The organism is Gemmatimonas sp. (genome assembly GCF_044376735.1).
Classification (GTDB): Bacteria; Gemmatimonadota; Gemmatimonadetes; order Gemmatimonadales; family Gemmatimonadaceae; genus Gemmatimonas.
In genome coordinates this window covers 1-13,441 of record NZ_JBILKJ010000076.1, presented here as the reverse complement: position 1 = coordinate 13,441, position 13,441 = coordinate 1, and the positions used below count along the sequence as shown (strand labels likewise).

Annotated in this window: 9 protein-coding genes and 1 pseudogene; 4 read left to right on the top strand and 6 right to left on the bottom strand. The window is 67.1% G+C overall.

Annotated features, from left to right (window positions below; translation table 11 throughout):
• Both ACIRA7_RS10930 and ACIRA7_RS10925 read left to right on the top strand, forming a co-directional pair.
• Positions 1-525: zinc-binding dehydrogenase (locus tag ACIRA7_RS10930; protein WP_396220874.1), on the top strand; the 525-nt coding region annotated here is incomplete at its 5' end.
• Positions 526-708: 183 nt separating this feature from the next.
• Entirely contained in the window at positions 709-1,230 is a 522-nt protein-coding gene (locus tag ACIRA7_RS10925) for a hypothetical protein (protein WP_396220873.1), read from the top strand.
• Positions 1,231-1,254: 24 nt separating this feature from the next.
• On the opposite strand, the gene ACIRA7_RS10920 is transcribed toward ACIRA7_RS10925, so the two are convergent.
• The 5 genes from ACIRA7_RS10920 to ACIRA7_RS10900 form a co-directional block, all read right to left on the bottom strand.
• Positions 1,255-2,457, bottom strand: a complete 1,203-nt coding sequence (locus ACIRA7_RS10920; protein ID WP_396220872.1) for a DUF1624 domain-containing protein — start codon at positions 2,455-2,457, stop codon at positions 1,255-1,257.
• Positions 2,454-4,754, bottom strand: a complete 2,301-nt coding sequence (locus tag ACIRA7_RS10915) for a TonB-dependent receptor (protein WP_396220871.1) — start codon at positions 4,752-4,754, stop codon at positions 2,454-2,456. The genes ACIRA7_RS10920 and ACIRA7_RS10915 overlap by 4 nt, the downstream gene beginning before the upstream one ends.
• A gap of 85 nt (positions 4,755-4,839) precedes the next feature.
• On the bottom strand, positions 4,840-5,274 hold the full coding sequence (locus ACIRA7_RS10910; protein WP_396220870.1) for an NUDIX hydrolase: 435 nt from the start codon (positions 5,272-5,274) through the stop codon (positions 4,840-4,842).
• Entirely contained in the window at positions 5,265-5,933 is a 669-nt protein-coding gene (locus ACIRA7_RS10905) for a nitroreductase family protein (protein WP_396220869.1), read from the bottom strand. Before ACIRA7_RS10905 ends, ACIRA7_RS10910 begins: the two co-directional genes overlap by 10 nt.
• A 291-nt stretch (positions 5,934-6,224) precedes the next feature.
• Positions 6,225-8,678 carry a zinc-dependent metalloprotease gene (locus ACIRA7_RS10900; RefSeq protein ID WP_396220868.1) on the bottom strand — a complete coding sequence of 818 codons (2,454 nt, stop codon included), beginning with the start codon at positions 8,676-8,678 and terminating at the stop codon, positions 6,225-6,227.
• 389 nt (positions 8,679-9,067) lie between these two features.
• Between ACIRA7_RS10900 and ACIRA7_RS10895 the strand changes: the two genes are divergently transcribed.
• Positions 9,068-11,584: a TonB-dependent receptor gene (locus ACIRA7_RS10895; RefSeq protein WP_396220867.1), complete on the top strand. Its 2,517-nt coding sequence runs from the start codon at positions 9,068-9,070 to the stop codon at positions 11,582-11,584.
• A gap of 193 nt (positions 11,585-11,777) precedes the next feature.
• On the opposite strand, the gene ACIRA7_RS10890 is transcribed toward ACIRA7_RS10895, so the two are convergent.
• Positions 11,778-13,130: an alpha/beta fold hydrolase gene (locus ACIRA7_RS10890; RefSeq protein ID WP_396220866.1), complete on the bottom strand. Its 1,353-nt coding sequence runs from the start codon at positions 13,128-13,130 to the stop codon at positions 11,778-11,780.
• Positions 13,131-13,323: 193 nt separating this feature from the next.
• On the opposite strand from ACIRA7_RS10890, the pseudogene ACIRA7_RS10885 reads away from it, so the two are divergent.
• Positions 13,324-13,441: pseudogene (locus ACIRA7_RS10885) on the top strand (3-oxoacyl-ACP synthase); the annotation flags it as partial.

Below are 13,441 nucleotides of genomic sequence, written 5' to 3'. Positions count from 1 at the left end.
GGGGGCTTGGGGATGTCGGCCGTGCAGCTCGCCCGCGCCCTCGGTGCCGCCGACGTGATCGCCGTGGACCGCGACGCTGCGAAGCTGGCGCTGGCCGAACGATTCGGCGCGCGGACGATTCAGGCAACGGATCTCACCCCCCTTGAGGTCGTGGCGCAGGTGCGCGCCATGACGAATGGGCGTGGTGTCGACGTGGCGCTGGAGCTGGTCGGCAAGCCCGACACCATGCGGACCGCGCTGCAATCTCTCGCGCCATTGGGGCGCGCGGTCGTGGTCGGCTTGTCCGACATCGACCTGCCGGTCGACACCTATCGCGACCTCATCGGTCGGGAGGCGGAGTTGATCGGCTCGAATGACCACCTGTTGAGCGAGCTGTACGAACTGGTCGGCATGGCGGACGCCGGCGTGCTCGACCTCACCGACGTCGTCACGCATACCGTGCCGCTGCAGGCGCGCGACATCAACGCGGTCCTCGACGCCCTCGACCGACATCAGGCGCCCGTTCGGACCGTCGTCGTCCCGTAGCACAACGTCCGCGCAGCGCGTTCGAAGGCGCCTCGCCATCCGGATCCCCCCGATCCGCCCGGAATTCACCCCGCTCCGGCGAATATCGCATGCCCATGTAGGCAATTGCCGGATACGCCACGGCCACGATCCGTATGATGATGCAGGGAAGACGATGTCATCCCCACTTCACAGGAACGTAGGATGGATTTCCTTCCGACGCCGCTGCATCCGCTGATCGTGCACCTGCCGATCGCGATGACTGTGCTTTTGCCCCTCTTCGGACTCGGGGCGCTGATCGCCATCCGGCGCGGCAGCCGCGTCCTCCCGGTGTGGGCGCTTGCCACCGCCATGATCGCGCTGACACTGGGCAGTGGCCTGCTTGCCAAGGAAACGGGGGAGGACGAGGAAGACGCGGTCGAGAAGGTCGTCGCCGAGCAGGCGATCGGTCCACACGAGGAAGCGGCCGACGCCTTCATCTGGGCCACGGGCGTGGTGCTGGCCATCGCCGCCGTCGGCTTCGTGGGCGGCAGCGTCGGTTCAGCCGCCCGGGTGGTGGCCGCCGGGGGCACGCTCGCCGTGCTCGGCTTCGGCTACAACGTGGGACACACGGGGGGCCAGCTGGTCTATCGCGATGGTGCGGCCGCCGCGTACACGACGAAGGGGGGCGCCACACCGGGCGCGGCGACCTCAGGGTCGGCCGCCGCGGACGACGACCGGAACTGACACGGGTGCTCGCGCGCTACGCCTTCACACGAAACGCGTGAAGGCGTAGCGCTTGGAGCGGCGCAGTGCGGCATACCACTGCGCCGGCTTCCACAGCAGGAGCACGATCACCAGCGCATACGGGATCGTCACCCACAGGGGGAAACCGAATCCGGCTGGCATCCCCCCGATGGTAGTACGAAAATCGAAGGTCTCGAGCGCTGCGCCGTCGAGCACGGCCCACAGCAAGGCGGTCGCGTGCAGGAGGTACAGGTGCGCGATGTACAGGAACATCGGGACGCTGCCGAGCGTGCGCAGCGGCGCGGCCCACCGGGGTATCGCCTGATCCCATCGGGCAAGCAGCAGCAGCGCCGGCCCCAACGTCATCAGCACGAAGGCGAAGGACATCGGGTACTTGGTCACGTTCAACACCGCCATCGCATCGTGCAGCGCTTGCCCGGTGAACACGGCGTCGTGCGGATCACCGTAAACATTGGTCAGGCGCAGCACGAGGAACAGCGAAAGACACAACGCGCCGGCGCGCGTCAGCCACATCACGCGCGTCTCGGGTGCGGTGCGCGCATACCACCGCCCTACCGCTTCACCGACGAGCATCAGCCCAATCATCGGCAGCACGGGATACGACGTACGCACGGTCAGGTCACCCCAGAGCGGCATGACCTGACGGTCGTGCAGCACGGCCCAAAGCCAGTGAAGGAGCGCCGGCTCCGTGGGATGCCATGAGTCAAGCAGATTATGGCCGGCCACGCAGGCGACACCGAGCAGCAGGCGAAACAGTCGCGGGGTATGCTGCAGGACGCCAAGCACGATCATGCTCACCCCGAGTCCCCAGATGACCTGCGCGTAGCGCATGGGCCAGACGAACGAGAACGTCCATGCCAAGTGCACCACCGTGAACTCGAGCAGGACGAGGACCAACCCGCGCGTGATCAGGTGGGCGGCGCGCCCTCGGTCGGAGTGCTGTGGGTCGGCGTGATCGTCAGCCGCAGTAAAACCGGCCGACATGCCGGCCAGCAGCGTAAAGACCGGCGCGCAGAAGTGCGTGATCCAGCGCATCGCGAACAGCAGCGGTGTGACGTCGCTCAGTTGCATCGGATCGGCGACGCGACCGGTGCCCGCGCTGTACTCGCGGGCATGGTCGATGACCATCAGCACGATCACGAGGCCGCGTAGCGCGTCGATCGCGTCGAATCGCGCGGCGGTCATGTGCGCGCGCACATCACTCATCGATCGACGGTGAACGTCAGGAACAGCGCGCGCCCGGCTCCCGGTGAATGCAGTGTCTGCGCGCCGTCCCACCAGACGTACTCGGTGTAGCGATCGAAGAGGTTTGTGATACCGACACCAACCGCAGCCGCCCGCCAGCGCCACGAAAGATCAGCGTTGACCGTGTGAATATCGCCCCACCGACCGCGGTCGTTCTGCGGTGTGAGATGATAGTCCCCCTGCGCATAGCCCCAAGCGGAGAGTGCGACACCGCGCGCCGGCGACCAGTCCGCACCGTACTTGCCGGTCCACTCGGGCACGTGATTCAGCAGCTTCCCGGCGGCCGTGGCGTTCGCTCGGCCCGGCTCGACGAGGACGGCACGCTGCGATGTGCCCGATCCCCAGAGACGCACCTGGTTCGACAGCTGCCACGCTGCCTCGGCATCGATGCCGCGGCGCTCCGTGCGACCGATGTTCTCGGAATCGCCGGAGTTGTCGAACTTGAGCCGCACCTCATCGGAGGCGCGTTGTTGCCACACGCCCGCGCGCAGCGAGACGCTGGCCGCCGGACGCGCGATGAACCCGGCTTCGACGCCATCGTTCTTGGAGGCCGCCAGCGGCGCAACGCCGTACGCGGCGATGCCGGTGCCAATCTGAAAGGCCCGCCCGATGTTGGCGTAGCTGCTGACCCGATCGGTGAGCCGAAGCGTGGCACTCGCCTTGGGTTGCGTCACCGTGCCGTAGTCGAACACGGGAATCGTGGCGGCCGTCTGCCGATTGACGAAGTCACCAGCGAAGCGATCCACGCGCACGCCCATCGTGAGCTGGAGGCGATCGATCGGGGAAGCGGCGAGCTGCGCAAAGCCGCCCTGGTTGTCGAGCGAGAAGGCATAGTCGCGCAGCGCGGCCTGCCGCACGCGACTCACCGAGCGGAATCGCTGCTGCACATTCTCCTGCTGCTGCACGTCGGCACCAGCCGAGGCGACCACGGCGTACGAGGTCAGCGACGCCGGACGCCACGTGATCTGCGCGATCAGCCCCGTCTGCCGCTCGTCTTCCACGCGCTCCTGCTGCAGGCCGGCTGCCGTGAAGCGCACGAACCGCACACGGTCGAAGCGCTGCGAGTAGCCCTTCAGGGACCAGTCGAGGGTCGCGGTTTGGCGAACGTCCACGTGCACGCTGCCGTGGTCGGACTCCACCGTGCCGCCGTCACTCGACGAGAAGGCCGGGGAAAAGCGAGGCGTACGCCGCGATTCGGCTTGTGTGAGATAGCCCGGGGCTTCGGTGTCGAGCCGGTGCATGCGGGCGATCGCCCCGACGCGTACGCGCTCGCCGGGGCTCGTATAGAACCACTTGCCCGATGCCGACCACTTATCGAGCGCGGCGTTGTCGCGATACCCGTCGCTCTCCCGGATACCACCGAAGAGCGTCTGCGAAAAGCCTTTGTACGTCTGCGCCGCCAGCAGCTGAGCTTCGCGTGTGCCGAAACTTCCCGTCTGCACGCGCGACGTGAGATACGAGCCGCCCTGCTGCGTTTCGACCGACACATTGCCGGCGAGATTGAACAGACCGTACCGGGGGTCGTTGGTGCCGCGCACCACGGTCATCCGGGCGATCTCGAGGGGGAAGAGCGCGTTCATCTCGCTCACCCCGCTGTTCAGGTTCGATGGGATGCCATCGATCAGCAGCTTGGTGCTCGCGATGTCCGACTCCGTGTTGAAGCCGCGCACGCCGATGTCGCCGGCCACGATGCCCTGATTGAACTCGGCGCGATACACGCCGGGGACCTTCTTCAGCAATTCCTGCGCGAAGCTGACCTGCTCGCGGGCGATCTGCTCACCCGAGAGCACCGAGACCGATCCGGCGAGATCGTTCGCCGACAACTGGCGCGTACGCTGGGCGCCAGCGCCAACCACCTGCACCGCTGACAGCGCGCGGGCGCGCTGCAGGCGTATGAGAAGGGACTCGTCCTCCGGAGTGCGGGCGTTGATGGTCTGGGTGGCCGCGTCGAAACCAAGAGCGCGGACCTGCACGATGTAGCGCCCCCGACCGGCGAGGACGAGGACGAACCGCCCCTGTTGGTCGGTGCGCGTCCCGACCGATCGCCCGTTGGGATCGGCGGCCGAGACCACGGCATCAGACACGGGCGACGAGGCGGAATCGACCACGCGGCCGCGAATGGCGAGCGGCGCGCTCACGGCGGGTTGGGCATCGGCGCGGGTAGCGGCGAGCAAGGCAACGAGCAGGCCAAGCGGGCGCAGGCCACGGTGGCACAGACCGCGAGCACGGGGTCGGGCAGCGTTGGTATGGGGAGCCATGGGTTGTCCGGGTAGGCGATGATGATATCGATACCAGCTTATCGTCAACTAGCCTGAACACAACCCCCTCTCCTCGTCGCCGGGATCAGACCGATGGCGGACGATATCCCAGCGCGAGCAGATGCTCGATCGACAGGAAGCGCGGTGCGGGGAGGGCGTCCCATGCACACCAGCGCCACTCCGCGCACTTCTCCGGCTCCATCACCTGCGGCTGCCCCACGGGAGCCGTCGCGAGCACGAACAGGGTGACGTAGTGCTTCCCCTCGTCCACGAAGATGTCGTTGGTGTACGGACCGTAGCCGGTGACAACCGCCTCGAGTCCGGTTTCCTCGGCCACCTCGCGGAGCGCGCAGTGCGCGATGGATTCGCCGAACTCGAGATGGCCGCCCGGGAACTGCCACGTGTCATGGCCGTGGGAGGCGCTCAGTCGACGGCCGATGAGGACGTGGCCGTCGCGCACGACCATCACGGCGACGCCGATGCGAGGCGGCGCGGTGTGGACGGGGGCTGCTACTTCCATACCGCGATCGCGTCGAGCGGCTTGCGCGAGAGGTCGGGCACGGCGGCATCAGCAGCCGGATACCCGACGGGCATAACGAGCATGGCCTTCTCGTTCGCTGGGCGCTGCAGGAGCTCCCCGAGAAACCCCATCGGACTCGGTGTATGCGTGAGGCAGACGAGTCCCATGTCGTGAATGGCCGAGATGAAGAACCCGGCGGCGATGCCGCAGGACTCCTGGGCGTAGAAGTGCGTGCGCTTCTCGCCATCAGGGAAGAATCCGTACGACTGCCGGAAGAGCACGACCACCCAGGGCGCATCGGTGAGGTGCGGCTTGTGCTCGTCGGTGCCGAGCGGGGCCAAGGCCTCGAGCCACTCGGGGGTGGCACGTCCGGCATAGAACGCGCGCTCCTCGGCTTCGGCGGCCTCGCGGATCTGCTGCTTGAGCGCTGGGTCGGAAACGGCCACGAAGGTCCATGGCTGCTGATGGGCGCCGCTGGGCGCGGTGCCAGCGGTCCGGATCGCCAGTTCGATGAGTTCGCGGGGCACGCCGTCGGTGCTGAAGTGCCGGGTCGTTCGGCGCCGATCCATCTGCGCGAAGTAGGCGCGCGCGCGTGCAAGCGAGTCGTCGGGCGTGAGACGCTCGAAGGCGAGCGGAATAAAAGAAGGCGCGGAGCTCATGAAGGACGAGGGAGACGGGTGGTGCTATAGATGAACGGCGCTACGAGTGAAGGGCGCCAAGAGTGAACGGCGCGAAGAGTAAACGGCGCGAAAGTTAGGGGCGCTAAGAATTACGGGCGGAACGGCGAACTGCGCCAACAGCTGAGCTCTGGGCTGTTGGCGCAGTTCGTTGTTCACGCGGTCAACTCTTAGCGCTTGTCACCTTCGCGCGGTTCACTCTTAGCGCGGTTCACTCTTAGCGCGGTTCACTCTTGGCACCGTTCACTCTTGGCGCCGTTCGTGTGTAGCCAATCACGGCCACGGCAGGATGATCACCGGGAACCGCGGCCGCGCCGCCGGGTCGTCGTTCCCGTCCATGAAGCGCGCGATGTCGTGGCGTGCCGACGCCACATGCGCTTGCATGGCGGAGTCAGTGGATGTCAGGCTGGCGAGCTGTGCATCGAGCGCCTTCAGATGCATGAGCGCGGCGGCGCGCACGTCAGGCATGGCGCGCTTGTCGCCGGCGAGGTCGAGAACGGCATCCACGGCGGCGCGCTGGGCGGCGCGTTGCACGGCCTTCTCGGCGACTGCGGTTGCGGGCGGGCTGCCCCACGTGCGCTGCACGACGGTGCGCAGCACTTCATCGAGCGAGAGGGCATCGTTGTCACGACCGGCGATGAGCACCACGCGCGCGAGCCGCTCGCGGTCGAGCAGATAGCCGACCACTTCCGTGGCAAGGCCGCCGGCCAGCGTGACGGCGTCGAACGTCGTGCCGCCGTTGCTGTCGATCCACGTCATGTCGGCGTTGAAGCCCGGAGGCGCGGGCGGGATCATCTTCTGCACCCGCTCGGGCACCGTGAGCTCGCTCGGCTGAATGGCGTCGAGCGCCATCGCCAGCGCGCGGCGCTGCGTGGCGGCAGGCACGATCGTGGTGGGCGTCTGACCGTCACCGCGCAGCGTGAACGTGAAGTCCATCCCGCCCACGTTCTTCGCCAGTCCTTCCAGCGAGTAGCGGTGATGCAGGTACACGTGCGCGAAGCGCATGTTGAGCAGCGCCATCGGCTCGCCCGGCTTGATCGCGCGCTCGTCGAACTTGTCCATCAACACGCGACGAAGCTTCGACGTGCGTTCCACGGCGTCGAACATCGTGGCCCCTTCCACCCAGCGCGTCACTTCGGGAATGGATCCGTTGGCGCTCGCGTACTGGTCGTTGATGAAGCGCACGTTCCGCGCGAGACCATCCTTCATGATCGCGTCGAGCCCCTTCGCTTCCGACGCGCTGTCGGCGTACCACGTGTAGCCCAGCTTGATGGCGAGCGTGTCCCACGCGCCGGGGCCCTTGCGATACGCGTCCCGCAGATCGGGGGTGCCGTCGGCGCCGAGCGTGATCAGCGGGTACGGATAGTCCATCACCGACGTGCGGCCTTGCGAGTGCGCGATGTAGTTGTGCGACAGGCCGAGCGTGTGTCCGATTTCGTGGGCGGCGTGCTGGCGACGGCGCGACATGGCGAACGTCTCGGCGTCCACGTTCGGGCCGCGCGGACCGGCAGCCGGCACCATACCGGCCCAGATGTTGTAGTCGACCAGCGACCGCCAGGCGTCCATGCGCACCATGGCGCGGATGATTTCGCCGGTACGCGGGTCGCTATAGCTGGGGCCGACGCTCGGGCCGGGGCCGGAGCGATGCACCCACATGAGCATGTTGTAGCGGGCGTCCATGGGATCGGCGCCAGCGGGGAGGTCGAGCACGCGGAAGGCGTTCTTGAATCCGGCCGCCTCGAACACCTTGGCCCACCAGTTACCGCCCTGCCGCAGCGCTTCGCGATACTGCGGCGGCACGCCGGGGTCGAGGTAGTACGTGACCGGGGTGACGGGCTCTACCAGCTCGCCGCGACGGTATGCGGCCGGGTCCTTGGGCACGAGTCGCCAGCGGTTGATGAAGCCCGAGCGATAGGTGCCGTCGAAGCCCTGCGACAGATCGGCGAACTGCGTGCCACCGTAGCCGAAGCGCGGATCGAAGTTGCGCGGCCGGTAGCTCGTGGGGTCGGGGAGCACCACCAGCGAGTGGTGCTCCTCGAAGGTCATCGCCTTCGGGTCGGGCGCCGCGCGGCGCGCGAGGCCGCCGGGGGCATCGCTCACGAAGGTGAGCACAGCGTGCACTTCGGCGTTCTTCGGAAAGGCCTTGGTGCGCGCGGTATCGAGCCAACTGCGGGCGGCATCCACGCGATACGCGCCGGCCGAGCCGCCGGCGCCCACGCCGCCGGGTCCGGCACCGCCGCGGAGGGCGTCGGCCACGCCGTAGGCGTCGGACAGGAAGAGCGACGTGGCGTCGACGGTGGTCACGCCGTCCTTCTCGCCATCCACCGTGAACGAGGCCACCACCGAGCGCGGGAAGGCGTCGGACGCTGCCTGCTTGTTGCCGGCGTCGCCGTTGGGTGCCCGCGCGCTCCAGTTGTCCCGCACCAGCAGCACGCGGTTACCGCGCCGCTCGAGGCGCACGACGACGCTCTGCCCCATCTGGGCACGATCGAGACCAGGGCCGTTGGCCTGCCCGAGGCCGGTCGTGAGCGTGACCTGATGCAGGAAATCCTTCCCCATCTGCCCCGCGGGAATGTCGAGCAAGGCGCGATTGCGGGCCTCATCTACGCGGACACGCAGGAACGGGGCGTCGGGTGCCTGGGCGTGGAGAGCCGAAGTGACGCCGGTCAAGGCGACCGCCGCGGCGGCAAGCCATCGCGGCAGCGAACGTGGGCGGAGCTGGGACATGTGGCGCGGGACGAGGTGGAGGTTCGGCGAACCCTCGATTGTAGCACCGGCAGCGAGGGGTGCGCCATCCGTGCGGGCGTGGGAAAACGGCAATGGCAACGGCAACAGCCAGAACACGGAGACCACGGAATTCACCGAAACGACACGGATAAGCCAAAAGCGCTTCATCGTGATCCGCGCAGTTTGCTTATCCGTGTTGATTCGGTGTGCTCCGCGTCATCCGTGTTCTGGCTTTTCTCTGTTGCGGTTGCGGTTGCCATGACGGTGGCTGTGGCCGCGCCCCCGATCGTCGCGGAGGCGTTACCGCACCACGACGCATTCCGTCGCCGAAGCGTGACAGAAGCCGGCGTTCTCTCGGTGTTGTCCCTCCTCAACACCGTGAGCATCTGATGATCAACATGAAGACGTCGTGGCCGCGCACCGGCGGGCCACTTTCGCTGGCCGCACTTTCCCTCGCGTTACCCGCCGTTCTTTCGGCACAGTCCGTCGGCACCGTTGCCGGCGTCGTCTCCTCCGCAGACGGCAACCGCCCCGTTGAGCGGGCGACGATCTCGGTGAGCGGCCGCAATGTCCGCGCCACGACGGACGTCTCCGGACGCTATCAGATCGGCGAGCTGCCGGCCGGCTCGTACTGGATCGTCGCGCGCGCGATCGGTCTGCTGCCGGATAGCCTGCAGCTTTCGATTGTCGCCGGTCAGACCACGCGCGGGGACCTCGTCCTCAAGCGCTCGACCAACACGTTGCAGCAGGTGGCCATCACCGCACAGAAGCGCAGCGAGTCGGTACAGGAGGTGCCGGTGGCCGTGACCGCACTGACCGCCGACTTCCTCACCAAGCAGAGCATTCAGCAGTTCGACGCCCTCTCGGCGTACGTGCCGGGGCTCAACGTGCAGCTGCAGAGCCCGAACAACCCGGGCTTCGTGATTCGCGGCATCACCTCCGACGACGGCACGAGCTACGTAGAACCGCGCGTGTCGGTGTTCCAGGACGGCGTGTCGATCTCCAAGTCCCGCGGCTCCGTGGTCGAGCTGTTCGACCTCGAGCGCGTGGAAGTGCTGAAGGGCCCGCAGGGCACGCTGTTCGGCCGCGGCGCGCAGATCGGCGCGGTGCATGTGATTCAGAACAAGGCCGTGAACAAGCGCGAGTCGTCGGTAGCGATCGGCGGCGGCACGTTCAACGAGCTGTACGCGAACGCCATGGTGAACGCGCCGCTGGTGGACGGCAAGCTGTTCGGACGCGTAGCCGCCATCTACAACAAGCGCGACGGCTTCATGACGAACGCGGCCGGCGGCACGTTGAACGGCAAGAACACCGGCGCCCTGCGCGCCTCGCTGCGCTGGCTGCCGACCACGACCTCCACGCTCGACATCATCGCGAATGCCCAAACCGATGATTCCCCGGGCACCGCGTTCAAGAGCACGCGCTTCGCACCGCCGGGCGGCGACGCCACGCCGTTCGCACGCGCCGGCCTCAACGGCGGTGACTCGCTCAGCATCGACCGACAGGTCGGTGGCCTCACGCTGCTGTACAATCAGCAGCTGTCGCCCGCGTGGACGCTGACCAGCATTTCCGCTGGCCGCCGCTTCTACAGCGACGAGGCGTTCGACGCCGACGGCACGCTGGCGCCGGTGCTGCAGTTCCGTGAAGTGGCGGAAGGCAGTCAGGCCAGCCAGGAAGTGCGCTTCGCGTACGACAACGGCGGCAAGCTCACCGGCTTCGCCGGCGCCAGCGGCTTCTGGGAGCGCGGCAGTCAGCGCGTGCCGTTCAGCACCGACGAACGCAGCCTTTTCGCGCTGCTCACCGGGCAGCCGATTGTGAACGCCAACGGCTTGGCCAATCTGAGCATCGTAAACAATCCGCAAACGGGCCTGCCGTTCAAGACGTCACACACCGAGCAGTACACGAACTTCGGGCAGACCACGGCGGCCGAGGTCTTTGCCGACGCCACGTACAAGATCTCACGCCTCAGCCTCACCGCTGGCGTACGCGGTACGTACGAGCAGGTCGAGAACGCGTACGAGGTGAAGAACAGTGCGACGCCGGGTTCCCTTGGTGCGCTGCTGCGCGCCGCGCCGAACAACCTGTTCGCGCCAACGAACGGCCGAAAGGAAGGCACCGGCGTGTTCCGTTCCGCGGTTGGCCGCGCCATCGCGAACTACGACTTCGGCCGCGACTTCATGGGCTACGCGTCATACTCGAAGGGGCGTCGCCCGAACGTGGTGGTCGTGAATGCCGCCGGTGTGCGCACGCTGAGCGAAGAGACGGTGCTGAGCACCGAAGGTGGCCTGAAAGGACAGTTCGCCGGTGGCCGCGCCCAGTTCGACGTGAGCGCGTTCAACTACCGCTACAACAACTTCCAGACGTCGATCACGCGGCTCACGCCGACCGGACTCGTGAACGAAACGCTCGACGCCGGCCGCGCGAAGGCGTGGGGCTTCGAGGGCAGCGTGCGTGGCCAGGTGAACGCGCACACCTCGGTGTTCGCCACGGTGGGATACACCGACGCGAAGTTCGACAGCACCGATGCGAACGGCAACAAGCAAGCGCGCGCCGGCAACCGCTTCCGGCTCACGCCGATGCACAGCTACTCGGCCGGCCTCAATATTGACGCGACCAAGGGAAAGTTCGGTCAGCTGTACATGGCGCCCAACACCACGTATCGCGGCAAGGTGTTCTTTGAAGACACGAACTTGCCGGCGATCTCGGAGAAGGGGCAGCTGCTGTTCAACCTGCGCGCGGGATTGCGCCTGCCCGACGATCGCACGGAGTTCACGGTGATTGCGCGGAATCTGTTTAACCAGCAGTACATCATCGATGCCGGCAACACTGGCGGCGCGTTTGGCATCCCAACGTTCATTGCCGGGGCGCCGCAGTTCATCACGGTGCAGCTGTCGCGCCGGTTCTAGGATCGGCACGGCTGACACTGAGATCGCAACGGCCAGAACACGGATGACACGGATTACACCGAACCAACACGGATAAGCCAACGGCGCTGAGAAGAATGTTCTCAGCGCCGTTTCGCTTATCGGTGCGTTGTTCGTGTTGTTTCCGTAGATCCGTGTTCCGGCGGTTGCTGTTGCTGTTGCCGTTGCGGTCGGGCTACTCCCGCTGGAACTCTGCCGACACCAGGCGCCGCTTGTCGCCGGGCTGCGTACGGACCACGAGCGTCTCGCCATTCACCCGCGTGCGCACCGAGACCGGTTCGCGTGCACCGAACCAGCGAATGGCGCGGTCCACGGTGGGCACGCCGGGCGGGATGCCGGCCGCGCGCGTGCCGTCGAACTCCACGGTGTCACGACCGAATCCCAGGTAACCGCGCGGACGCATGATGAGCACACTCACGCTGTCGGGGCGCGCCGCCGGTGGGGCGGGAAACCGGAAATTCACGACGCGGCTCGAGCGCGGGAACGGCAGGCGGAACACATGCAGAATCACCGTGCTGTCAGGGCTCGCCACTTCAAACTCGTAGCGCGCGCTCGGCGAGGCGCGGAACGGCCCCCAGCGGCCCGTGTGCGACGTGACCGCACGATACGCCGGCGCGCCGAGGCGTTGTCCGGTGGCGGCGTCCACGGTATGCACCGAGATCACCGCGTTTGCGAGCGGAAGGTTGGTCGGACTCGCATTCGTGTAGCCGCTGATCATCCCCTCGAGCACCGCCACGCTGTCGGCCACGATGTCCATCTGCGTCGGCGCGCGTCCCGTGATGAAGCGGTACTGCGCCCGAAAGGCGGCCGGGCCGAAGGCCACTTCGCGATGATCGGTGCCGGGCAGCACCACGTTCAGCGCGCCGCGCAGTGCCGGGCCCGTGGCATCCACGTTGGTGGACGTCCCCTTCATGCCCAGCCCCGCACCGTCGGCTTGGGCGTACTTGTCGAGCGAGTCCGAGCGGAGGGCGAGGAACTTCACCCCGGGCACGACCTCGCTGCCGCTATTGAGCGCGCGCAGATAGCGCCCGGCGCCGTTGAACTCGCCGTCGGGCTGCACGCTGGGGATCGCGAACACCCCATGGTTCGGCGTCCCGCCGGTAATCACGTGCGACACATGGGCGGCACCGCCGCCGAAGCGCACGTAATTGCGGATCGTCATGCCGCCACGCGAGCTCCCCACCAGCGCGACCTTCTTCTCGCCCGTGGTGAGCAGCACGCGGGTCACGAAGGCCGCCAGTGCCGCCGTCTGCTCCTCGGGGGTCGAGCGGTTGAGCTCCACCGCCGAAAGCGTGCTCGAGGCCGACGGGTTCGGCAAGTCCACCGCGAACAGGCGCGATGCGGGATACCCGTTGGACTCGAAGCGCCAGATGACGTTGTCCCAGAGGCCGGCATGGTCGCCGTTGCCGTGCACGAAGACGACCGGCGTCTGGGACTGCACGGCCATCGGGAGAAGGCTCGCAGCCACCGCCATCAGGGCGCGGCGGAGCGTCGACGAGCGGGGTCGGAGATACGGTTGGGTGGGCATGCGGCAAATGTATTTCCTTGCCGCCCACGTGCTGGCTACATCGGGAATCCGTTACCGAATGTTCCGGACCTGTTCTTGTGGCCGTCCGATCGCGACCCTAGCGTTCACGGAGCAGCTCGACCGCTCGCCTTCCACCTGCGAGTGTTCGAGGCCGGTTCAGCGGTCCATCACGAACGTCCTACCTCCCCGTGCAATGACGCCAGCGCGCCATGCCGCAATCACCGGATGGGGTGAAGCGCTCCCCCCCGCCATCCTGACCAACGACGATCTCTCGACGTTCCTCGAGACCTCCGACGAGTGGATCACGCAGC

What these genes read in the sequence shown, in the direction of transcription:
- ACIRA7_RS10925 (WP_396220873.1), top strand. Translation starts at nt 709, where the DNA reads ATGGATTTCCTTCCGACGCCGCTGCATCCGCTGATCGTGCACCTGCCG.
- ACIRA7_RS10920 (WP_396220872.1), bottom strand. Translation starts at nt 2,457, where the DNA reads ATGAGTGATGTGCGCGCGCACATGACCGCCGCGCGATTCGACGCGATC.
- ACIRA7_RS10915 (WP_396220871.1), bottom strand. Translation starts at nt 4,754, where the DNA reads ATGGCTCCCCATACCAACGCTGCCCGACCCCGTGCTCGCGGTCTGTGC.
- ACIRA7_RS10910 (WP_396220870.1), bottom strand. Translation starts at nt 5,274, where the DNA reads ATGGAAGTAGCAGCCCCCGTCCACACCGCGCCGCCTCGCATCGGCGTC.
- ACIRA7_RS10905 (WP_396220869.1), bottom strand. Translation starts at nt 5,933, where the DNA reads ATGAGCTCCGCGCCTTCTTTTATTCCGCTCGCCTTCGAGCGTCTCACG.
- ACIRA7_RS10900 (WP_396220868.1), bottom strand. Translation starts at nt 8,678, where the DNA reads ATGTCCCAGCTCCGCCCACGTTCGCTGCCGCGATGGCTTGCCGCCGCG.
- ACIRA7_RS10895 (WP_396220867.1), top strand. Translation starts at nt 9,068, where the DNA reads ATGATCAACATGAAGACGTCGTGGCCGCGCACCGGCGGGCCACTTTCG.
- ACIRA7_RS10890 (WP_396220866.1), bottom strand. Translation starts at nt 13,130, where the DNA reads ATGCCCACCCAACCGTATCTCCGACCCCGCTCGTCGACGCTCCGCCGC.